Origin of the sequence: Actinomyces sp. HMSC08A09 (assembly GCF_001807465.1) — a bacterium.
Lineage (GTDB): Bacteria > Actinomycetota > Actinomycetes > Actinomycetales > Actinomycetaceae > Actinomyces > Actinomyces oris.
Genome location: NZ_KV789090.1, coordinates 35,698 through 55,028, shown reverse-complemented (window position 1 = coordinate 55,028; position 19,331 = coordinate 35,698). Strand labels below are relative to the sequence as shown.

At 70.8% G+C, this 19,331-nt stretch carries 16 protein-coding genes; 9 read left to right on the top strand and 7 right to left on the bottom strand.

Annotated elements, in window-relative coordinates; all coding sequences use genetic code 11:
• Positions 1–5: 5 nt before the first annotated feature.
• Both HMPREF3165_RS02560 and HMPREF3165_RS02555 read right to left on the bottom strand, forming a co-directional pair.
• A complete protein-coding gene (locus tag HMPREF3165_RS02560; RefSeq protein ID WP_003786972.1) occupies positions 6–1,889 on the bottom strand; it encodes a CpaE/TadZ family protein in 1,884 nt (627 codons plus the stop codon).
• Entirely contained in the window at positions 1,886–2,566 is a 681-nt protein-coding gene (locus tag HMPREF3165_RS02555; RefSeq protein WP_040321427.1) for a hypothetical protein, read from the bottom strand. Before HMPREF3165_RS02555 ends, HMPREF3165_RS02560 begins: the two co-directional genes overlap by 4 nt.
• A 200-nt stretch (positions 2,567–2,766) precedes the next feature.
• Between HMPREF3165_RS02555 and HMPREF3165_RS02550 the strand changes: the two genes are divergently transcribed.
• Positions 2,767–2,991 carry a helix-turn-helix domain-containing protein gene (locus HMPREF3165_RS02550; protein ID WP_003786975.1) on the top strand — a complete coding sequence of 75 codons (225 nt, stop codon included), beginning with the start codon at positions 2,767–2,769 and terminating at the stop codon, positions 2,989–2,991.
• 23 nt (positions 2,992–3,014) lie between these two features.
• Here the strand turns inward: HMPREF3165_RS02550 and HMPREF3165_RS02545 are convergent, their stop codons facing one another.
• Positions 3,015–3,563 (bottom strand): hypothetical protein, encoded by a 549-nt coding sequence (locus tag HMPREF3165_RS02545; protein ID WP_003786977.1) that lies wholly within the window; start codon positions 3,561–3,563, stop codon positions 3,015–3,017.
• Between the two features lie 180 nt (positions 3,564–3,743).
• On the opposite strand from HMPREF3165_RS02545, the gene HMPREF3165_RS02540 reads away from it, so the two are divergent.
• A complete protein-coding gene (locus HMPREF3165_RS02540) occupies positions 3,744–4,589 on the top strand; it encodes a LysM peptidoglycan-binding domain-containing protein (protein ID WP_003786979.1) in 846 nt (281 codons plus the stop codon).
• Positions 4,590–4,698: 109 nt separating this feature from the next.
• Positions 4,699–5,214, top strand: a complete 516-nt coding sequence (locus tag HMPREF3165_RS02535; RefSeq protein ID WP_003786980.1) for an Rv3235 family protein — start codon at positions 4,699–4,701, stop codon at positions 5,212–5,214.
• A 71-nt stretch (positions 5,215–5,285) separates the two neighbouring features.
• Here the strand turns inward: HMPREF3165_RS02535 and secA are convergent, their stop codons facing one another.
• Complete coding sequence (gene secA, locus HMPREF3165_RS02530) at positions 5,286–8,117, bottom strand: preprotein translocase subunit SecA (protein ID WP_003786982.1); 2,832 nt, start codon at positions 8,115–8,117, stop codon at positions 5,286–5,288.
• A 330-nt stretch (positions 8,118–8,447) separates the two neighbouring features.
• On the opposite strand from secA, the gene HMPREF3165_RS02525 reads away from it, so the two are divergent.
• Both HMPREF3165_RS02525 and hpf read left to right on the top strand, forming a co-directional pair.
• Positions 8,448–9,368 (top strand): ComF family protein, encoded by a 921-nt coding sequence (locus HMPREF3165_RS02525; protein ID WP_070510647.1) that lies wholly within the window; start codon positions 8,448–8,450, stop codon positions 9,366–9,368.
• 216 nt (positions 9,369–9,584) lie between these two features.
• Positions 9,585–10,235, top strand: a complete 651-nt coding sequence (gene hpf, locus HMPREF3165_RS02520) for a ribosome hibernation-promoting factor, HPF/YfiA family (RefSeq protein WP_003786987.1) — start codon at positions 9,585–9,587, stop codon at positions 10,233–10,235.
• 101 nt (positions 10,236–10,336) lie between these two features.
• Here the strand turns inward: hpf and HMPREF3165_RS02515 are convergent, their stop codons facing one another.
• From HMPREF3165_RS02515 to mtrA, 3 genes are read right to left on the bottom strand one after another with little or no spacing between them, the layout of a single operon-like run.
• Positions 10,337–12,133 (bottom strand): LpqB family beta-propeller domain-containing protein, encoded by a 1,797-nt coding sequence (locus tag HMPREF3165_RS02515; RefSeq protein WP_003786989.1) that lies wholly within the window; start codon positions 12,131–12,133, stop codon positions 10,337–10,339.
• Positions 12,130–14,013: an MtrAB system histidine kinase MtrB gene (gene mtrB / locus HMPREF3165_RS02510; protein ID WP_070510645.1), complete on the bottom strand. Its 1,884-nt coding sequence runs from the start codon at positions 14,011–14,013 to the stop codon at positions 12,130–12,132. The genes HMPREF3165_RS02515 and mtrB overlap by 4 nt, the downstream gene beginning before the upstream one ends.
• Positions 14,014–14,047: 34 nt before the next feature.
• Positions 14,048–14,728, bottom strand: a complete 681-nt coding sequence (gene mtrA / locus HMPREF3165_RS02505; protein WP_003786992.1) for an MtrAB system response regulator MtrA — start codon at positions 14,726–14,728, stop codon at positions 14,048–14,050.
• 268 nt (positions 14,729–14,996) lie between these two features.
• Here mtrA and HMPREF3165_RS02500 point away from each other — a divergent pair, with 268 nt between their 5' ends.
• The 4 genes from HMPREF3165_RS02500 to HMPREF3165_RS02485 are packed head-to-tail and all read left to right on the top strand — an operon-like array spanning position 14,997 to position 19,318.
• Positions 14,997–16,316 carry a DUF7847 domain-containing protein gene (locus HMPREF3165_RS02500; protein ID WP_003786994.1) on the top strand — a complete coding sequence of 440 codons (1,320 nt, stop codon included), beginning with the start codon at positions 14,997–14,999 and terminating at the stop codon, positions 16,314–16,316.
• 7 nt (positions 16,317–16,323) lie between these two features.
• Positions 16,324–17,010 (top strand): DUF4129 domain-containing protein, encoded by a 687-nt coding sequence (locus HMPREF3165_RS02495; protein WP_003786996.1) that lies wholly within the window; start codon positions 16,324–16,326, stop codon positions 17,008–17,010.
• Positions 17,007–18,218 carry a DUF4350 domain-containing protein gene (locus HMPREF3165_RS02490; protein ID WP_003787000.1) on the top strand — a complete coding sequence of 404 codons (1,212 nt, stop codon included), beginning with the start codon at positions 17,007–17,009 and terminating at the stop codon, positions 18,216–18,218. Before HMPREF3165_RS02495 ends, HMPREF3165_RS02490 begins: the two co-directional genes overlap by 4 nt.
• Positions 18,215–19,318: an AAA family ATPase gene (locus tag HMPREF3165_RS02485; RefSeq protein ID WP_003787003.1), complete on the top strand. Its 1,104-nt coding sequence runs from the start codon at positions 18,215–18,217 to the stop codon at positions 19,316–19,318. Before HMPREF3165_RS02490 ends, HMPREF3165_RS02485 begins: the two co-directional genes overlap by 4 nt.
• The last annotated feature ends 13 nt before the right edge of the window (positions 19,319–19,331 follow it).

The window sequence follows — 19,331 nt, the reverse complement described above, 5'->3', positions numbered from 1 at the left end:
GGTTCTCAGTAGCGGTGTCGACCAGTTCCCGGCGGCGCAGACCCCGGGGGCGTTCCCGTACTCGACTCTGTCCCGGATTGGTGCGGCGAGCCGAGGACCGGCCTCTGCGGCTGGTTCACTGGCTGGCTCGCCGGCTGGATCGATGGTGGCAGGCCCGGAGGCGACTGCGGCGGCGCCTGGATGAGTCCGCTGGGCGCCTGGGGAGCCGGCGGTCGTTCACCGACCACCCGTCCCCCGTCCCCGCCTCGGCGGCGGCGCCTCGCACCCGCGCTGCACACGTTCGAGCGGCTCCTGCTTCTGCCGGTTGCGGCCTGGGCCGAGGAGCTCCTGCGGCCCCGGCGCCCACCGCGCCGCTTGGAGCGCCACAGCAGGGAACGACGCGGGGAGGCGGCCCTGCGTAGCGCTGCGACCTGCGGATCGATCCGGTCGACCAGTGCACTGAGAGCCTTGCCCAGTGCACTGGCAGGCGCCTGCTCCAGAACAGTGCACCCCTGAAGCAGGCAGGCATCGGCCGTTGCCGCGTCGTCGGGCAGGAGCACAATGTCCTCCAGCCCGCCGAAACGCGCCAGGGCCTCTCGCAGAGCCTGCTGGGGAGAAGGTCCTGCGGCCGAGGCCCGCACCCGGTTGATGACGACCTCGACCCGGCCTGCGGGGTTCATGGAGGCCCCCATCTCATCGAGGAGCTGGAGCAGCCGGCGCACCCCGACGGGGTCGGCCCCGCCGACGACCAGGATGACGTCGGCGTGCGACACCAGGTCGGCCGTCACAGCCCCACGTCCAGGCTCAAGGGTGAAGTCGTCGACGTCGTCATCGGCGGGCCCGCCGGCGACGTCGACGACGGTCCAGGCCGCGGCCCGGCGGCACTGCGCCCACACCTCGGCCATCGAGGCCGGTGGCAGCTCGCGCCAGCGCCCGGACCTGCCCAGGCCGCCCAGCAGGAAGAGCCCATCGCCCACCGGAGCCAGGATTCGTCGAAAGCTCTCCGCGTCAAGGCGGCCGTGGGTGGCCAGACGGGCGGCCCCGGCCAGGGCCGAGGAGTCCTCCGGCATGCCGAGGAGCTGGACGAGGCTGGGAGCCTCGACGTCGGCGTCCACGAGGATCGCGCCGCCGCAGGCGGCCAGGCCGTGGGCGAGGGAGGCGGCGACCGTCGAGCGCCCGGGAGCACCATGAGGCCCCCACACCAGGACGACCCTCCCTCCACGCTCGTCACCCGCCGGGCTCGCCGCGACCGGGAGCACAGGCTCCGGCGTATCCGCGGCGGCCGGCTCCCGGCCGCGCAGCCGGTTCTGCCCCGTGTCCTCCTCGGCTCCGGCGTCGTTGGAGACCCGGGGCGGCTGCGACGGCGCCGTCCCGCTCTCAGGGGAGCCAGGCGACTGGCGCCACAGCTCTTCGAGCCAGGCGGTCTCCTGGACGGCAGTGTTCGATTCCGTGTGCGGTTCCGTGCTCGGTTCCGTCGAAGCGGGGGTGGCGGCGCTCAGCCAGTCGGCGCTGTCAGCTGCCGGCCCGCTCCCGGTGGGGGCCACGCCGGAAGCCCCACCACGACGCACGAGGTCCTGCAGCGCCGCGCAGATCCGGCCGGGCTCCGTGTCGCGCCGGAGAATCGGCCACCCCGCACTGCGCCAGCGCTCCTCCTCGTGGGCCTCCACCAGGAGCATTCCGCTCAGGCCCGCACGCGTGAGCCGATCCAGGACGGTGCGGTCGATCTCGTCGAAACCGGTGTCCAGCAGGGCGAATCCCGCCAGTCCGGCCATTCCCGCTGAGAGCAGCTCTGGCAGGTCGGCGCATCGGCGCACGACGCACAGCCCGCTTCCCGCCTGGCTCAGCGCCCGCAGAATCTCGGCGTCGTCGCCGCTGAGAGCCAGGAGGACTCCGGCGCCCGGGGCGCTCACGAGGCCTTCTCCGCCGGCGCTTCCTGGCCGGTGGGAACCAGGACGAGCGCCCCCTCCTGACCGACGGCGCTGAGAACGGCGGCGAGGGAGGCCTCGGGAACCTTGACCTCCACCCCGGTGCCGGGTCCGGAGATCAGCCCCTTGCTGGTCTCACCGACTGAGGCGATGACCAGCCCTGTGGCAACGCGGCGGGCTCCAGCCCCCTCGGCCTGCCCCGACTGGTCGCCTTGGCCTCCCTGTCCACCCTGCCCGCCCTGCCCGGCCTGCCCGGCGGCAGGCGCCTGGGCTGCGGGCCTGCCCGCCACGCCCTCCTTGGGCACGATCCACAGATCGACGTAGTCGCCGACCTTGGTCGAGGCCGGCAGGTTGGAGGCGACAGTGAGGACCACCGGCCGCAGCTCCTGCTCCCGGCCGCTGTTGACGGCCGCCGCAGCCAGCAGCTCTCCCTTGCGCATGGAGCGCGTGGACACGGCGCCGTCCGGCAGGTGCCCGGCCTCGACGTAGGCATCGGTGCCGGGATGGGCCTCGACCACCGTAAGAATGCCGTCGGCAGTCAGGTCCGTCCCGGGAGCGACGTCCTGGGAGAGGACGTAGACGCGAGTGGTATCAGCAGCCGCGTCGACCGCCCAGGCCCCCAGGGCCACGGCCCCGGCCACCAGCACCACTCCCCCGGCCATACGCGGATCCTTCCAGGCAGGCCGGCGCCAACGACCGCGGGGACGCTCAGGACCGGTCAGGGTTCGACTGCGGCGAGATGACATCACGGGAATCCTCCTTGATCTCCTGCAATCATCGTTGGGATAAAATAGTACCTCAAGGTTATCCACAAGTGTCTTTAAGAATTGTGGAGCGGATCCAGCAGTGGGATCATCGTGGTATGAGCACACGATTCCTGACCATCGCCGACGTCGCCGAGCAGCTTCAGCTCTCCGCCCAGGCCGTGCGCGCCCTCATCCGCACCGGCGACCTTCCCGCCATTCAGGTCGGCGCCCGCAAGCTCTGGCGCATCGAGGACCAGGCCCTGGAGGACTACATCCAGCGCCAGCTCGCCTCCACCAGGGCCATGGTCGCCGCAGGCTGGAACGAGGACGGGGCGCCCTGAACCTCTCTGCCCGCCAGCCGACGTCAGCGACTGCGCAGCACCTCGATCGCAGCGGTCATGACGCTGACAACCCCTGCGCCGCCCACCCCGGGAGCGCGACGCGAGCGGATGCCGCCCTCAGGGTCGACGGCGACATCGACATGGTCCGCTCCCACCCGGACCAGCCGCCCCACCACTTCTCCGGAGCCCAGCACCAGGCGCACCCGCGCTCCGCGTCGGGCGATCTCACGCATCAGAGCCGTCAGCGTGGGCCGACGGCGGCCGTCCCGGGGCGCCGGACCGGCCAGTGACGCTACTGTGGCCACCGCGCTCACCGGGACGACGGCCTGCAGCCCCTCCCCCTCATCGACGAGGACGTAGGAGGGCTCCACCCGGCAGGCCACACCGTCGACGGGGACACCACCGCGAGTCCGCAGGTGGATGAGTCGGCCCACCGAGCCTCGCAGTCGGTCGACGAGCTCGATGGAGGCGTGCTCGGCCTCCGCGAGCTCGACGCTCTGAGCCACCAGGTCCGCACGGCGCTCAGCATCGAAGCTACTCTCCAGGTCGGCAATCATCGCGTCCCAGTCCATAGGCCCACCTCACCACAGTACGCACGCCGAGGAAAGCACTCCGAGGCGGCTCGGGCCGTGCGCCTCCAGCACCACTCCCGCCCCGTTACCACGACTCAGCGCACAGCATGTCATATCGTCACTATTGACATCATCACACCATAGGCGTACACCTAACATCATCAAACGACATCATCGGCGATGGAGGGTGACATGGGAGCTCGTCAACGACTGACGCTCCTGGCCGCAGCGTCAGGGGCCGTCCTGATAGTTCTGGGACGCACGGCCCACGGCGCCGCGGAGCAGCTCGTGCAGGTCCCGCCGCAGGCCTGGGGACTGAGCGACCTGTCGAACGCCGTGGTGGCCGGCACCTGCACATGCGGGGCCCTGGGAGCCCTGTGGCACGCGGTCTCGGCCCTCCTGGCACTCATGACGTGCCCCGGGGCGAACGACCCCGGCAAGCGCTGTCGCGGCGGCGCCTATGCGCTGGCAGCCAGAGCCCTCGAGGCCTGGGGAGCGCCAGCGGTGAGACGCATCGTCGCCTCCGCGCTGCTCGTCTCCCTGTCCTCGGCGCCGGCGCTGGCCAGCGAGGAGACCAGTGGCGGGGATGACCTGGGATGGCGCCCCACCAGCTCGGCGCCCGCCTCACCGCCTTCGCAGTCCTCGACGCCGTCGACGCCGGCCGATCAGTCCCCGCCCAGCGCTTCGACCGGTTCGAGCGACTCGGAGGGCGCAAGCCAGTCAGCAGACTCGACACCGCCGGGCAGCCAGGCGGCGCAGCCCCCTACCGGCCCCGACGCCCCACCCTCCTCGAGCCCCACTCATACCGTCGCGCCCGGCGAGAGCCTGTGGTCCATCACCGCTCACCTCCTGCCCACCGGCTCCGCCCCCGCACAGATCGCACAGGACTGGCCGGCCCTGTACCGCGCCAACTCCGAGGCCATCGGCGCCGATCCCTCGCTGATCCGGCCCGGCACGGTCCTGAGCGTCCCGGACGCCTTGTCCGCACCGAGCACACCGGCAGGAGGTCAGGCGCCATCACGATGAACCGCAACGCACCAGCGCCGGCGGCCCCCACCGCAGGCCCCGAACACCTTCCCCGTTCCACTTCGCACTCCGTGCCCACGGGGCACCCTCCCACTCCCAGGAGCCCACCATGACCGCGACCACCACTGTCCAAGCCACCCGCCCCGCACGCCGCAAGACCGACGCTCAACGTCGTAGCCGCCCCACACCGAGTCACCCGACGCCGACTCGTGCGGTTCCGCACAAACCCTCCAAGCCCGTGAACGACGCAGGCCCCGTCACGCGGGGTGCGCCTCTGACGCAGTGGCCCGCCGCCGGCACTGACGCCTCGCGCACCGCCGCCATCGTGGTGACGGCCGCCAGCGAGGTCCTGGCCGGGCTGCGCCCGGTGGACCACCTGGTCCGTTGGACCAGTCCCTCCCTGTTCGAGGCTCTCGCCCGTCGGGCGGGCCTGGCCGCCCGGATCCTGGGAGGCCAGTCCAGCCCGCGACGTCCGCGCATCCGTAGCGTGCGCACCGAGCTGACCATGTCGGGAGCCTGCGAGGCCACTGTCCTGCTGGAGGAGGGCCACCGGGTCCGGGCCGCGGCAGCACGCCTGGAGCTGCTGCGCGAACGCTGGATCCTCACCGGCCTGGAGATGGCGTGATCCCGCCGAACCCCGGTTGGTTGCCGGGTTCCGACGGGATCATCGACAGTCGTGTCAGCTCGCGCTGAGCCTCAGTGCCGGCGCTTCTTCCTGGAGCGACGACGCTCGGCCCGGTTGCCGCCGGAGTCGGCACCGGAACGGGAGGCCCTGCGCGAGGAGGCCCCGGAGGTCTCCTCCTCGCCGGACTCGCTGGGGCCGGAGTAGGTGACCCGCTGCTCCATGGACGCCTGCCCGGTGTCCCCCAGAACCGTGCCGCGCCCCTGGCCGCCGGCCTGGCCCACGCGGATGCCGGCCGCTGCGGTGGCGTTGGCCTTGGCGACAGCCTGGGCGGCCTCGACGGTGCCGTCCTCGGCGGCGCGCTGGGCGGCGGCGTCGAAGCGGGCGACGTTGGCGAAGATCTGCTCAACGGTCTCCTCGCGGATCCCCTCCATCATCGCCCGGAACATGCGGGCGCCCTCGTTGGCGTACTCCACGAGGGGGTCGCGCTGGGCCATGGCCCGCAGACCGATACCCTCCTTGAGGTAGTCCATCTCGTAGAGGTGCTCCCGCCAGCGCTTGTCCACCACGGCCAGCAGGATGCGGCGCTCCAGGGTGCGCATGGGGTCCTCGCCGAGCTGGACATGGGCCAGGGCGTTGGCCTCGATGCGGGCCTCGGCGTCCTCGTAGGCCACAGCGACGTCCTCAGTGAGCTCCTCGATGAGGCGCTCCGAGGTCAGTGCGTTCTTGCCGCCCAGCGCCTCGACGACCTCGTCCTGGGTCAGGCCCACCGGGTAGAGGCGGCCGAGCTCTCCCCACAGGGCGTCCAGGTCCCACTCGTCGGGACGGCCCTCGGCCGTGCCGGCCTCGACGATGGAGGTGACGGCCTGGGCCCGGAAGGCCTCGATCTGGGGCTCCAGGTCCTCACCGTCCAGGACCTGACGGCGCTCGGAGTAGACCTTCTCGCGCTGCTCGGTCATGACGTCGTCGTACTTGAGGACGTTCTTGCGGATCTCGTAGTTGCGCGACTCCACCTGGCGCTGGGCCCCGGCGATGCCGCGAGTGACCATCTTGGACTCCAGGGGGACGTCGTCGGGGTAGGCGCCCGAGGACATGATGCGCTGGGCGAGCCCGGAGGCGAACATGCGCATGAGGTCGTCCTCCATGGACAGGTAGAAACGGGACTCGCCCGGGTCCCCCTGACGGCCGGAGCGGCCGCGCAGCTGGTTGTCGATACGCCGCGACTCGTGACGCTCGGTGCCCAGCACGTAGAGACCGCCGAGCTCGACGACCTCGTCGTGCTCGGCCCGGCAGGCCTCCTTGGCGGCGGCCAGGGCCTGCGGCCAGGCCTTCTCGTACTCCTCGGCGTTCTCCTCGGGGTCCAGACCGGCCTCCTTGAGGGCGGAGACCGCGATGTGCTCGGCGTTGCCGCCCAGCATGATGTCGGTTCCGCGTCCGGCCATGTTGGTGGCGACGGTGACGGCGCCCTTGCGGCCGGCCATGGCCACGACGGCGGCCTCGCGGGCGTGCTGCTTGGCGTTGAGGACCTCGTGAGGGATGCCCTGCTCGCGCAGACGCTCGGAGAGGATCTCCGACTTCTCCACGCTGGTGGTTCCCACCAGGACCGGCTGGCCGAGCTCGTGGCGCTCGGCGATGTCGTCGACGACGGCGTCGAGCTTGGCCTCGACGGTGGTGTAGACGAGGTCGGGCTGGTCCTGACGGATCATGGGCTTGTTGGTGGGGATCGGGACGACGCCGATCTTGTAGGTGCCGGCGAACTCGGCGGCCTCAGTCTCGGCGGTACCGGTCATGCCCGAGCGCGAGCCCTCAGGGTAGAGGCGGAAGTAGTTCTGGAGAGTGATGGTGGCCAGAGTCTGGTTCTCGGCCTTGATCTCCACACGCTCCTTGGCCTCGATGGCCTGGTGCATGCCCTCGTTGTAGCGGCGGCCGGGCAGGACGCGGCCGGTGTGCTCGTCGACGATGAGGACCTCGCCGTCGCGCACGATGTAGTCCTTGTCCCGGTGGAAGAGCTCCTTGGCCTTGATGGCGTTGTTGAGGAAGCCGATCAGGGGGGTGTTCTCCGACTCGTAGAGGTTGTCCACCCCGAGGTAGTCCTCCACCCGCTCGATGCCGGCGGCGAGCACACCCACGGTGCGCTTCTTCTCGTCGACCTCGTAGTCCTTGCCCGCGCGCAGGCGCTCGGAGATCGTGGCGAACTCCTTGTACCACTTGTTGACGTCGCCGCTGGCCGGACCGGAGATGATGAGCGGGGTGCGGGCCTCGTCGATGAGGATGGAGTCGACCTCGTCGACGATGACGAAGGCGTGGCCGCGCTGGACCAGGTCCTCGGGGCGCTGGGCCATGTTGTCGCGCAGGTAGTCGAAGCCGAACTCGTTGTTGGTGCCGTAGGTGATGTCGCAGGCGTACTGCTCACGGCGCTCGGCGGGCGTCTGGCCCACGAGGATGCAGCCGGTAGTCAGCCCCAGGAAGCGGTGGACGCGCCCCATGAGGTCGGACTGGTACTCGGCGAGGTAGTCGTTGACGGTCACGACGTGGACGCCCTTGCCGGTCAGGGCCCGCAGGTAGGAGGGCATCGTGGCCACGAGGGTCTTGCCCTCACCGGTCTTCATCTCGGCGATGTTGCCGCGGTGGAGGGCCGCCCCACCCATGATCTGGACGTGGTAGGGGCGCATGCCCAGGACGCGGTCGGCCGCCTCCACGACCGTGGCGAAGGCCTCGGGCAGCAGGTCGTCGAGGGTCTCCCCGTCCTGGTAGCGCTCCTTGAGCTCATCAGTCATCTCGCGCAGCTCGGCGTCGGAGAGCTCGCTGTACTCGTCGGCGAGAGCCTCCACCTGATCGGCGATGGCATCAAGCTTCTTCAGGGTGCGGCCCTCGCCAATGCGAAGGATCCGGTCCACGATCGACACGCTGCATTCTCCCTTGGGACGTCAGATTGCGAAGAGCGACGATGAGACGCAGGCCGTATCGGTCGAGTCGGCCGACTCGGAATCAACTCGACATCGACGCGGAATCGGCTCAGGATCGGCTCGGTATCGGCTCAGGTCTCACCGGCTACCTGCCTCCGTACTCTAGTGGACCTCGCTGGGCGGCGGTCTTTCCGGCACCGAGATTCTTCCCACCGAGGACACAGGTGGGGCACGGGGCCACAGGGGACGACGACGACGGCCGTCCCCTCGCGGTGTGGACCGCGAGCGCCGCCAGGAGCGGGAAGGTTCCGCCTGCGTCACAGTGGGGATATGGAGCACCGTCACCGCAAGCCCCGCCGTCCCGCCGCACTCGGCCCGCCACTGGGCCTGTCGGCGGATTTCTCCCCCGCCCTGTCGCTGGGCCTGCCGACCAGCTGTGCGGGCTGTGGGCGCTGGGAGACGGCGCTGTGCCCGCAGTGCCGGGAGCTGCTCGAGGCCGCCCCCTTCGCCGTGGAGCACGCCGATGCCGCCGACGACCTGGACATCTGGGCCCTGGCCTCCTACACCGGCCCGGTGCGCACCATGGTGCTGGGCTGGAAGAACGGTGCCCGGGAGGACCTGTCGGAGGTGATGGCCCGATCCGGTCGGCACCTGGGGCGCCGGTGGGCACAGGCGCACCCTCCCACAGAGGTCTGGACCGGTTCCACCGGGGACACGCGGGTGCTGGTCGTGGTCCCCGCGCCCTCCGGGATCGTGCGCCGTCTGCGCGGCCGCCTGGTGGCGGCCCACCTGGCCGACGCCGTCACCCGGGGGATCTGCGCGCAGTGGGCCGGGCAAGAATCCGCAGTGCTCGTGCTGAGCACGGACCTGCTGCGCCGTCGGGGCGGTGGGGCGCACCAGGCGGGCCGATCCGCCCGTCAGCGACGGGGCAACCGCGCCCAGGCTCCGCGCCTGCTGGCCGCCGTCACCGGCCTGCCGATCCTGCTGGTCGACGACGTCGTGACCACCGGGGCCACTCTGGGAGCCTGCGCCCGGGCACTGCGGGCGGGCGGCGGGCGGGTCCTGGGCGCCCTGGTGCTGAGCGCAGCCCCGCCCCCGGCGCATGCGCGTGCCGCGGTGCCGGTCGGCCCTGGGGTGGTCGCCGCAGGCCGCCGCACCCCTGGCCGCATGGATCCGGGAGCCTCCACCTTGTCCGCCTGCGGCGATCAGGAGGCTTCTTTCGGGCGCGGCGCGTACGAAAGGGAGGCGTGAACAGCCCCACATGGTGTACCTTATGTGGCACAACGCACAGGCGGCTCCCGACGCCGACAAGGACAGTCGATCGGATCCCCGCCTCGGTGCCTGAGGGCCCTCACGAGGTGACCAGGAGGTGATGACACCAGTCCCGAACCCGCCGTGAGACGTGGCGGGTACTTGTCGCACACGGCCCGTCAGGGCCGGCCCACGAGCCTAGAAAGAGGTTCCACCATGGATATCACCGTCGTCGGTCGTAACGCTGAGATCAGTTCTCGCCTGCGCGACTACGTCGAGGACAAGGCCGTCAAGGTTGAGCAGTTCGACCCCCGGGTCCAGCGCGTCGAGGTGGAGGTCACCCACGAGCGCAACCCGCGCCAGGCCGACACCGCCGAGAGAGTGGAGATCACTGTCGTCTCCAAGGGCCCGATCATCCGGGCGGAGGCCTCCTCCTCGGACCGCTTCGCCGCTTTTGATATCGCCATGGGCAAGCTGACCGAGCGCCTTCGCCGGGCCCGGGACCGCAAGAAGGACCACCACCGTCGTCACACCGTGGCCGCACCGAATGAGGACCTCCAGGCAGCTCCCGGCATGGAGGTGCCCCTGGTCCCCGACACCGGTGACGCGCCGATCGAGGACTCCCCCTCCGCCCCCACCGAGCCGGGTGTCGCCGTTGAGGCGCAGCTCGGCGACTCCCCGGTGATCGTGCGTCAGAAGCTGCACGAGGCCAAGCCGATGACCGTTGACGAGGCCCTCTACCAGATGGAGCTCGTGGGGCACCCCTTCTACCTGTTCATCGAGAAGTCCTCCAAGCAGCCCTGTGCCGTCTATCACCGTCACGGGTGGACCTACGGCGTCATCCGCCTGGACGCCCAGGTGCTGTAGCCCCATCCGGCCCCGCGGCGCGGGTTTGGCCCCTGATATCCGGGTGCTCCACGGTCCTGACCGACCGGGGGCACCCGGAGCCGCGTGTCGGGGGCGTCGGCTCAGGGCAGGGGGAAGGAGGGGTCAGTGACCTCGGCGGTGAGCACCCGCCACATCGCCCCGCGACGCTGCCAGGTCTGCCCGTCCTCGTCGACGATGAGGAGGGACTCCTCGGAGCGGTCGGAGATGACCGAACGGGCCCGACGCACCCCCACCAGCGTGTTGACCGCCCCGCCGACCTGGACCAGACGCACTTCCGGCACGCTCCCGCCCTCGGTGCCGGCAGCGGCCAGGACGCACACGGCGTTGGGGGCGCACCAGGACAGCCCCCGCGTGCCCGTCCCACTGGCGCGGGGCATCTCCAGGGCCGGCCCCAGCCCGGTGGGACGGCCGTCCTGGTCCCTGATGATGATGGCGACGGCGACCCGCCCGTCGGTTCGCCGCACGGCGATCCGCTCGGACTCCACGGACAGGTCGAAGGCCGCGACCGTGCCGTCCTGCAGCCAGGAGGACTCCAGGGTGGCGCGCTGCCCGGAGCCGTTGACGGCGGTCAGACGCCCCTCGGCCAGCAACCAGGCCCAGCCGTGCCGGTCGCCCATCGGCGCTCCCAGCCCACCGGCGCCCGCGGAGGGATCCCCCACCGAGAGGATGACGCTGGCGGAGCCCTGCCCCCGGGGCAGGCGCAGCAGGCTGGAGGCCGACAGTGCGTAGACGGCCCCGTCGGCCCCCAGGCTCGGGCTACGCGCGTCACTGGTCCCCAGGACCCGGTCACTGGCCAGGGTGACGCGCCTGGCCCCCGTGCCGCGCACGACCGATCCCTCCGACATCCCCACGATGCCTCCGACCTCGGGGGCCATCGGTGTCAACTGGGCAGCAGCGCCGAGGTCGACGGTGCCGGCGAGCACCCGCACGTGGTCGATACCGCTGATCTGGACGAGGCTCTGCTCGATCTGGGCCACCATGAGCCCGCGGGCGTCCTCCGAGGCGGGGTCGGAGTCCGCGCTCAGGTGGACGGTGGCGGTACCGCCCTCGACGACGACCCCCCGCCCAGCCCGCTCGGCGTTGCGCGGGATGAGGCTGGAGGCCCCCTTCGCAAGCCAGTCCGAGGGCCCGGCCAGCAGCCCGGAGACCAGGGAGTCGGCCTGCGAGCTGCGCGGGTACCAGCGCAGCTCGGGGACGAACCTGGACCGGTCCCGGGACAGGAAGGCCAGGGAGCTGACCGCGAAGTTCTGCATGAGTCGGGACAGGGGCAGCAGGATGCCGTGAGGCAGGCCGACGATGCGCCACTGGCCGGTGGAGTTGGTGGCCAGGGAGAACTCGCCGGTATAGGTGCTCCCCTCCGGGGCGGGGGTGAAGACACCCAGGGAGTTGAGCACCCCCACCTGCCCGGAGGTCACCGTGAAGGAGCCGTTGGCCGCCACCGAGACCTGCGGCTCGGTCGACCCGCTGTAGGCGCTCACCGTCTCCAGGGGCTTCCACTGCGCGACGGCGTGATCGCTGAGGAACTGCTTGGCGGTGGCGAAGTCGTCGGAGAACCCCGCGATGGTGGCGCGCAGGAAACCGTTGACGATGTCCTCGGCCGAGTCCCCCTCACCTGGTCCGGGAGCGGTCTCGATGAGGGCGTTGGTGTCGGAGGCGGCCACCCCGGAGCGGGTAACGCGGCTGGAGCTCGGAAGCGCCGTGCAGCCGGCCAGCACGCCAGCGGCCGTGGCCGAGAGCAGCCCCAGCGCGCCGCGTCGCGACAATCTGGCCGGAACCGTTCCGAGGAGCCCGATGGGCTCAGTGGGCCCGGCCGGCTCTGCGGCCTCTGCGGATCTGCGCCCCTGAGTGGGCGCGTCGCGGTTCATCGGCTGCGTCATCGGCGCCACCCCTCTTCCTCGGTCTCCTCGGGTGTGCGGGTGGCGGGCTCCTGACCGGGAAGGACGACGACGACTCGGCCGACGTCCTCGGTGACCGCGTCGTGGCTCTCCCCGGCCAGGGGGATGTCGCCCAGGACGACGCTCTGGCGGGCCCGGCGGGTGGCGGGCGCGGGCCCCAGGGGGCCGACCGGGGAGAAGGAGGACTCCTCGTCGATGGGGATGCCGGCGCGGGCCACCGCGGGCGCGTCCTGCGGGACGAGCTCGAGGGGGCCGGGGCCGCTGAGCCGGCCGGGACCGCCGTCGGCCCCCTGGGTGCGAGGCAGGACCAGCAGGAAGGAGGAGCCGTCGGCCGGCCATCCCCAGGCCGAGAGGCGCCCGCCGTGCAGACGGGCATCCTCCATGGCGATGGACAGCCCCAGTCCGGTGCCTCCCAGGCTGCGCTTGCGCGAGGGGTCGGCGCGGTAGAAGCGGTCGAAGACCTTGGTGACGACGTCGGGGCTCATGCCGATGCCGTGGTCGCGCACCCGCACCGCCACCGCATCGGCATCCACGGCGACGGTGACGTCCATCGGCTTGCCCTCACCGTGCTCGAGCGCGTTGACCACGAGGTTACGGATGATGCGCTCGACCCTGGTGACGTCGATCTCCGCGGTGGCCGGCTCCTCGGGGAGGTGGAGGCGCAGCTCGGTGCCGGTGGCGTCGAAGTGGAACTGGGTGGTCTCGATGACGGTGTCGACCACCTGGGCGAGGTCGAACTCCTCCAGCCGGAGCTTGACGTTCCCGGAGTCGATGCGGGAGATGTCCAGCAGGTCGGTGAGCATAGTCTCGAAGCGGTCCACCGAGCTGGACAGGACCTGGATGCTGCGCAGGGCGAAGGGATCGGAGATCTCCTCGCGCGCGTCCTGGATCTGCTCCGTGGCCAGGCGGATCGAGGCCAGCGGGGTGCGCAGCTCGTGGGAGACGTCGGAGACGAAGAGGCGCTGCACCTTGGACAGGGACTCCAGGCGCTCGATCTGGTCCTCCAGCGAGGTCGCCATGTGGTTGAAGGATCTGGCCAGGGTGGATATCTCGTCCTCCCCCTGGATGCTCAGCCGCTCGGCCAGCAGTCCGGAGGCCAGCCGCTCAGCGGCCCGGGCGGTGTGCCGCACGGGGCTGAGCACCCACCTGGTGAAGGCCCACACCACGACGATGAGGATGGCCAGGAAGCCCAGCCCCCCAATGGTGATGTTGCGCGAGGCCAGGGAGACGATGCGCTGCTCGCTGGCCAGGCTGTAGACGAGGTAGAGGTCGTACTCCCCGGCCAGGGGCAGGCTCACCCGGGTCCCCACGATGAGCCCCGGATCCGTGCCGCCCTCATCGTTGGGTACCGCCACCGACTGCCAGTACTGGGCGCGCGCCCCGCCCTCATCGAGGGCCCGGGACATCTCAGGGGTGATGAGGGAGCGCAGACGGGTGTCGGTCTCCAGGTCGTTGACGACCGTCGTCGAGGTCTCCTCCTCGTTGCGCAGCATGAGAACCCCCCCCCCACCGGAGGAGGAGATCGAGTCCTTGGCGCCGTTGACCTGCCGCTCCGCCGCGGCCGAGACCTCGTCAACGGTGACTGCCGTGGTCGAGTCGAACTCGGCCTGAGCGACGCTGGCGCGCAACGCGGCATCGGCGAGGATGACGTCGCGCTGATCGGCGAACACCTCGGAGCGGATCCGGTCGGTCACGAAGGTCAGCAGCAGCACAATGAGAAGCAGACCAATGACGGTGGCGGTGCACACCATGCGCACCTCCAGGCTGCGGCGCAGCAGCCCCGGCAGAGGCAGACGCCGAACCAGCCGCTCCTCCGCGGTGCCCACCGATGACCCCATCGACGTGCCCCCTGAATTACGCATCGGGTTCATTGTATGGCGCCCGATGCGCCGTCGCTCACGCGGATTCGCCGACCCTGTAGCCGACACCGCGCACCGTCACCACGATCGAGGGACGCTCGGGGTCCTTCTCGATCTTGGCCCGCAGGCGCTGAACGTGAACATTGACCAGACGGGTGTCGGCCGGGTGCTGGTAACCCCACACCTGGCTGAGGAGCTCCTCACGGGTGAAGACCTTCCACGGCGACCGGGCCAGAGTCACCAGCAGCTCGAACTCCAGCGGCGTCAGGGAGATGACCGACTCGCCACGCTTGACCTGGTGACCGGCGACATCGATGTCGAGGTCCCCGGCACGCACGTGCTCGGCCGCACCGGGGTTGGTGCGACGCAGGCGGGTGGAGACGCGGGCCAGCAGCTCCTTGGACTTGAAGGGCTTGGTCACATAGTCGTCCGCACCGGCCTCAAGACCGGCGACGACGTCCTGGGTGTCGGTGCGCGCGGTCAGCATGATGATCGGCACGTCGGACTCGGAGCGGATGAGCCGGCAGATCTCGACGCCGTCGAGCCCGGGAAGCATGAGGTCGAGCAGGACCAGATCAGGGTTGACCTCGTGGAAGGCGTCCAGGGCCTTGGCCCCGTCATGACAAAGTGTGGGCGTGTAGCTCTCCGACTCCAGCATGATGCCGATCATCTCGGCCAGGGATGCATCGTCGTCGACGACCAGAATGCGCGTGCTCATAGCCCGTATCTTGGCATGAGCCCCAGGACCCGAGGGACACCCGGACCACCGAGGTGGCGTCCACAGTTTCCCCAGGAAATTAAGAGAATCCCCTCAGTTACGGGAAAAACCGGCGTCAGCGCGCCCAGAAGCCGGGATTATTGCGGCCGAACCGTGATCTTCGCTGCGCCCCCTGAACCTGGCTCAGGGCACACGCGGAGCTCCAGCGGCACGATTTCCTCCTCCAGGGGGAGGGCCAGATGACGGCCGGACATGACAGCATGGGCTTATGAGTACCGACTTCCCCCCTGACGGCAGCGGTCCGAGCGGAGAGCCGGACCGCGAGGCTCACGGCACCTCCGGCAGCAACTTCGTCGGAGGCGATCAGGACGGATGGCAGGCCCCCGACGCCGGCGCCTTCACAGGAGCTCCCTCCTACCCGGCTCCGGGCTCAGCAGCGGGACCCCAGTACCCCGGCTACGGCGGCTACCAGACGCCACCGGTGGGTCAGCCGGGCTACGCAGGCGGCTCAGTCCCCGGAAGCGCCCCCTATCCCGGAGCACCGGGGTATCCGGGAGCTCCCGGCGGCCCCGGATACCCGGGCTACGGCGGCTACACGTCGGCACTGGCCCCCAAGCCCTCGATCATTCCGCTGCGGCCGCTGTCCATCGGGGAGATCCTCGGGGGAGCCTTCGAGTCCCTGCGCGCCAACCCCAAAGCCATGTTCGTCCCCTCACTGGTGGTGATGAGCATCGTGGGGCTCTTGTCCGCCGGCAGCTTCGCCCTGTTCCTGTCCCGGCTCGGCCTGCCGAACCTGACGTCCGGGAAGGTTGAGCTCTCCGACGCCGACCTGGACAAGATCGGGGCATCGTTGGTGGGCCTGCTCGTCCAGCTCGGCGTGACCAGCGTGCTGAGCATGATGGCCACCTCGATCATTATCGGCCTGCTCATCGTGACCGTCTCACGCACCATTCTGGGCCGCAAGGCGTCCCTCGGCGACGTGTGGCAGCGCACCCGGCCGCGAGTGTGGGCGCTCATCGGCCAGACGCTCCTCATCGAGCTCATCCTCGCCGTCATCACCGCCGTCGTCACAGCGATCGCCGTTGGCATCGGCTGGGCCCTCCTGGGGAACGTCATTGCCAACGGGGCCGCTGAGGACTCCGCCGGGACCATCATCCTCGCCATCCTGGCGATCCTGGCGGTGATCGCCGTGCTCGGGCTGGCGATCTTCGCGCTGATGTGCAAGCTGTGCCTGGCGCCGGCGGCACTGGTCCTGGAGAACATCGGCGTCATGGAGGGGATCTCCCGCTCCTGGACCCTCACGCGGGGTTACTTCTGGCGTATCGTCGGCATCCGCCTGCTCTCCTTCATCATCGTCTTCTTCGCCTCCCAGATCGTGTCCCAGGGCGTGTCCATCGTCATGCAGGGGCTCCTCTACGCCGCCCCGGACATGACCCTCGCGATCCTGGTGGCATCGACGCTTCTCAGCAGTCTCGTCCAGGCCGCGATCCTGCCCTTCGACTCCGCCGTGGTCGCGCTCATGTACACCGACCTGCGGATGCGCTCCGAGGGCCTGGACGTCGAGCTGCGTCACGCCGCCGGAGTATGAGCCGGCCGTGACACCTCTCAGGACGATCAGCGCGCAGGCCCCAGCGACCCCCGACGCCGACGAGGCCCGGCGCGCCGCGGGCAGGGAGCTCTCCCGTCCGATCTACCACGACCATCACGATCTGTGGGACCGGATCTGGAGCTGGCTCAGGGGGCTCTTCGATGTCGGCAGCATGGTCCCCGGGGTTCCCTCCTGGGTGTCCACGCTCATCGTGGTTCTCGTCGTCGCCGCCGGTATCGCGCTGCTGACCCTCCTGCTGACCAGGCTGTCCTCGGCCCGCAGGGTAGCGACGCCGCCGTCGCTGTCGGTCTTCACCGACGACCGCGATGCCGACGCTCTGACCCGCGCCGCGGACACGGCGGCCGCGCAGGCCGACTTCACCACCGCCGTCGTCGAACGCTTCCGCGCCATCATCCGCTCCCTCGATGAGCGCGGGATCATCGATGAGTACCCGGGCATGACGGCCCTGGAGGCGGCCACGCTCACCCACCAGGCCCTCGGCGAGCACCGGGTCGTGGCCCCGCTGTACGAGGCCGCCCACCTGTTCGACGCCGTCCTCTACGGTCGAGTGGTCTCCACCAGCGCCCAGGACCAGCAGATGCGCGAGCTCGCCGATCAGATGACCACGGTCCGTCTCCCCAGCGGACACGCCCTCGTCGACGCCTCCGCCCACGTTCCGGGGACGCCGGCATGAGCACCCCCACGACGACGTCGCAGCCCCCGCCTCCCCCGGACTCCTCTCTCGAGGCCGCCCCGCCCCAGGTGACGGGTCCGCGCTGGTCCCGGCGCTGGCGCCGGTGGCGCCCAGGGGTCATCGCGGTGGCCCTCATGCTCATCCCCGTCCTGGTGACCGTGTGGACTCGGACCATCACCTCCACGACGCCGCTGGCCATCGACAACCCCAAGGACTGGGGAACCATGGCGCTCGCCGAGCTGCTGCGCGACGAGGGGATCTCCGTGAGCAAGGCCGGCAGCCTCTCCCAGGCCGTGGACGCCGGCCGCGAGGGCGCGACCATCGCCGTGGTCAACGCCGACCGGCTCAGCAACCAGGACCGGCGGGCCCTGGCCGAGTCGGGCGGCGACGTCGTCGTCGTCGGAGCCGAGAGCGGCAGCGACGCCCTGGCGGGGCTGACGGGCATGACCGCCAAGGGCACCGCGGCGGCGGCCTCCTCCACCCGGGCGCCACAGTGCGACGACGCCGATGCCCAGGCCGCCCGGAGCCTGGCCGGCACGCGCGCCTCGGTGTCCCTGCAGGGCGATGGCGACGCCGTCGGCTGCTTCCCGGTGGGCGAGGACCGCTACGCCTATGCCACCGACTCCCTGCCCAGCGGTGCCACGCTGCGGGTCCTGCCCGATCCCGCGCCGGTGACCAACGTTCACCTGGCCCAGGAGGGGCACGCAGCCCTGGGAGTGCGCGCGCTGGGCCATCACAGCCGCGTGCTGTGGTTGGACGGGGAGCACATGGAGGCGCCCTCCGTGTGGAACTCCTCCTCCACTCCCCCCTGGCTTCCGGTCCTCATCTTCCAGCTCCTCGTCATCGCCGGCGTGCTGGCGATCGTCCAGGGGCGTCGCTTCGGCGGCATCGTGAGCGAGGACCTGCCCGTCGTCGTGCGCTCCATCGAGACCACGGTGGCCCGCGGGCGTCTCTACCGTCAGGGCTCGGACCGGCCCCGTGCGGCCCAGGCCCTGCGCTCGGGTGCCGCGCTGCGTCTGGGCGCCACCCTGGGCCTGCCCCCCGGGACCTCGCGCCGTGACGTCATCGCCGCCGTCTCCCTGGCCTCGGGCATCGCCCCGGCCACGGTGGACTCTCTTCTTTACGGCCCGCCGCCCACCAGCGACAACGCCCTGGCCACCCTGGCAGTTCAGCTCGACCAACTCGAGAGCGAGGTTCACTCCACATGAGCACGGACAGCACCGACCCCACCCGCGCCCCGGGCATCGCAGGTGACGCGGATACCGGCGCCCCCCACCCCCAGGCCCCCGAGGGCCCGGACGCCTCGGGAACCCACAGCGCCCCAAAGGTCTCACCGTCCTCCCCCCGCGGGGAGGACGGCTCCGACCCGCGCAGGCGCCTGGTGGCCGTGCGCAGCGAGGTGGGCAAGGCCGTCGTCGGTCAGGAGGCGGCTGTGACCGGGCTGGTCATCGCCCTGCTCGCCGGCGGGCACGTCCTGCTCGAGGGGGTTCCCGGCGTGGCCAAGACCCTCCTGGTGCGGTCGCTGGCCACCGCGCTGGATCTGGAGACCAAACGCATCCAGTTCACCCCCGACCTCATGCCCGGGGACGTCACCGGCTCACTCATCTACGACTCCCGCAGCGCCCAGTTCTCCTTCCGGGCAGGTCCCGTCTTCACCAACCTCCTGCTGGCCGACGAGATCAACCGCACCCCGCCCAAGACGCAGTCGGCGCTGTTGGAGGCCATGGAGGAGCGTCAGGTCTCCATCGACGGCGAGCCCCGGGCCCTGCCGGATCCGTTCATGGTGATCGCCACCCAGAACCCGGTGGAGTACGAGGGGACCTACCCGCTGCCCGAGGCCCAGCTGGACCGCTTCCTGCTCAAGCTGGTGCTTCCCCTGCCCGAGCGGGCCCAGGAGATCGAGGTGCTCTCCCGCCACACCTCAGGATTCGATCCGCGCGACCTGCTCTCGGCAGGGCTGCGGGCCGTCGCCGGGGTCCAGGAACTGGCTCAGGCCCGGGCCCAGGTGAGCACGGTCGGAGTCACGCCGGAGGTGCTGGCCTACGCGGTGGATCTCGTGCGCGCCACCCGCTCCATGCCCTCGGTGGCCCTGGGGGTCTCACCGCGTGGGGCCACGGCGCTCCTGGCCGCGTCACGGGCCTGGGCCTGGCTCGCCGGCAGGTCCTTCGTCACTCCCGATGACATCAAGGCACTGGCGCTTCCGGCTCTGCGCCATCGCATCAAGCTGCACGCCGAGGCCGAGATGGAGGGCATCACCCCTCAGTCCGTCATCGAGGCCGTGCTGCGAACCGTGCCGGTCCCGCGCTGAGGCATCGGCCGCC

Coding starts and splice junctions, on each gene's coding strand:
- HMPREF3165_RS02555 (WP_040321427.1), bottom strand. CDS start 2,566: ATGGCCGGGGGAGTGGTGCTGGTGGCCGGGGCCGTGGCCCTGGGGGCC.
- HMPREF3165_RS02550 (WP_003786975.1), top strand. CDS start 2,767: ATGAGCACACGATTCCTGACCATCGCCGACGTCGCCGAGCAGCTTCAG.
- HMPREF3165_RS02545 (WP_003786977.1), bottom strand. CDS start 3,563: ATGGACTGGGACGCGATGATTGCCGACCTGGAGAGTAGCTTCGATGCT.
- HMPREF3165_RS02540 (WP_003786979.1), top strand. CDS start 3,744: ATGGAGGGTGACATGGGAGCTCGTCAACGACTGACGCTCCTGGCCGCA.
- HMPREF3165_RS02535 (WP_003786980.1), top strand. CDS start 4,699: ATGACCGCGACCACCACTGTCCAAGCCACCCGCCCCGCACGCCGCAAG.
- HMPREF3165_RS02525 (WP_070510647.1), top strand. CDS start 8,448: ATGGAGCACCGTCACCGCAAGCCCCGCCGTCCCGCCGCACTCGGCCCG.
- hpf (WP_003786987.1), top strand. CDS start 9,585: ATGGATATCACCGTCGTCGGTCGTAACGCTGAGATCAGTTCTCGCCTG.
- HMPREF3165_RS02515 (WP_003786989.1), bottom strand. CDS start 12,133: ATGACGCAGCCGATGAACCGCGACGCGCCCACTCAGGGGCGCAGATCC.
- mtrB (WP_070510645.1), bottom strand. CDS start 14,013: ATGCGTAATTCAGGGGGCACGTCGATGGGGTCATCGGTGGGCACCGCG.
- mtrA (WP_003786992.1), bottom strand. CDS start 14,728: ATGAGCACGCGCATTCTGGTCGTCGACGACGATGCATCCCTGGCCGAG.
- HMPREF3165_RS02500 (WP_003786994.1), top strand. CDS start 14,997: ATGAGTACCGACTTCCCCCCTGACGGCAGCGGTCCGAGCGGAGAGCCG.
- HMPREF3165_RS02490 (WP_003787000.1), top strand. CDS start 17,007: ATGAGCACCCCCACGACGACGTCGCAGCCCCCGCCTCCCCCGGACTCC.
- HMPREF3165_RS02485 (WP_003787003.1), top strand. CDS start 18,215: ATGAGCACGGACAGCACCGACCCCACCCGCGCCCCGGGCATCGCAGGT.